Genomic DNA, 1,159 nt, shown 5'->3' on the forward strand with positions numbered 1-1,159 from the left:
TAAAATTACTGCTGGTATATCTTAAAGTCATACTTCGAAAACTCCATAATACGTATTAAGCTTCCTACGGTTCCGTTCAACGGGCTTTCATCTCGTGCCCTCCGGGCAAGACGAAAGCTTAGTTATTGTACGACGTAGTTATGTTTTGGGTTTTAGTCCAGCTAAATATTTTCGTATGTCATTTTCTAATTTATCCGGGTATTTGTACTCTAATTTTTTTGACAATTCAGTTCCTATTTCTGAAACTAAATCAGTCATTGAAAATAGAGCAGTCCAATTTTCCTTTATATTGCTCCCTGAAAATGTTTGTTCTGTTTTAGCCCACATTTCCTGGTTAAGATACTTTTTGAAAAGTCGTCCATATTTATTGGTCGTTATGTTCCAATTGTGTTCACTTGCAATGTGCCATTCAATTAAAGGAATTAAATATTCTGTGCGAATAACGGTTTCCGACATAAATTTCGCATAGAATATTTCATCTCTCACAAGACACTTTGCCACGTAAGTTGTGTCCCACCAAAAATCGTTTATTAGATTTTGAAACTCTTTTTCAGACGGTTTTTTGATAATGGAAATTTGATAAGTTGGTTTCAGCATTTGCTTTGTAATACCATCTTTATCAATTAAAATTTTATAACCAATATCCCAATCTTCTGGTAATTCTTTCTCTTGCGTTTCCTTTATAAATTTTGATTTGCTGTAAAGTTTAAAATCTACTTTCACACCGTCTTCATAAAGTAGCATTTTCATTGCGTGTTTATGGTTAAAACAACTTTCGTCTTCTTCAATCATAGCAATTGGATTTCCGAATTTAAGCGTCCAGCTTTTGTCTGAAATGTAATTTGTATTATCCTCAAAAACAAATTCAATGTCTAAATCACTAAATTCGTCAACAAGTGCTAAAGGATTTACAAGTGAACTTGTCAGAAGAAGAACTCTTACATCTTCGTTTTTCTCCGACCATTCTATAATTGTTCTTAACTTTTCTTCTCTGACTTTCATTTTGTTTGGTTCGGTTTTACTATGTCGTACAACGTTTGGCAAATTGGCGATGGAGCCGACTTTTAGCACAAATGTTGAATAGAATTACTAATCTTCAACATTGCACAAAAGTTCAATAGAAGTACTTCACCGGCTCTATTGCCAATTTGTTTGTTAT

At 33.4% G+C, this 1,159-nt stretch carries 1 protein-coding gene; it reads right to left on the bottom strand.

Annotation, left to right across the window (positions count from 1 at the left end):
- Window positions 1-138: 138 nt before the first annotated feature.
- Window positions 139-1,002: an AadS family aminoglycoside 6-adenylyltransferase gene (locus H4K33_RS16320; protein ID WP_010257826.1), complete on the bottom strand. Its 864-nt coding sequence runs from the start codon at window positions 1,000-1,002 to the stop codon at window positions 139-141.
- Window positions 1,003-1,159: the final 157 nt, after the last annotated feature.

This window comes from Myroides sp. WP-1, from assembly GCF_014145635.1.
Taxonomy (GTDB): Bacteria; Bacteroidota; Bacteroidia; order Flavobacteriales; family Flavobacteriaceae; genus Flavobacterium.

Bases quoted from the DNA above. Each gene is read 5' to 3' on its own strand.
- H4K33_RS16320 (WP_010257826.1), bottom strand. From the start codon at position 1,002: ATGAAAGTCAGAGAAGAAAAGTTAAGAACAATTATAGAATGGTCGGAG.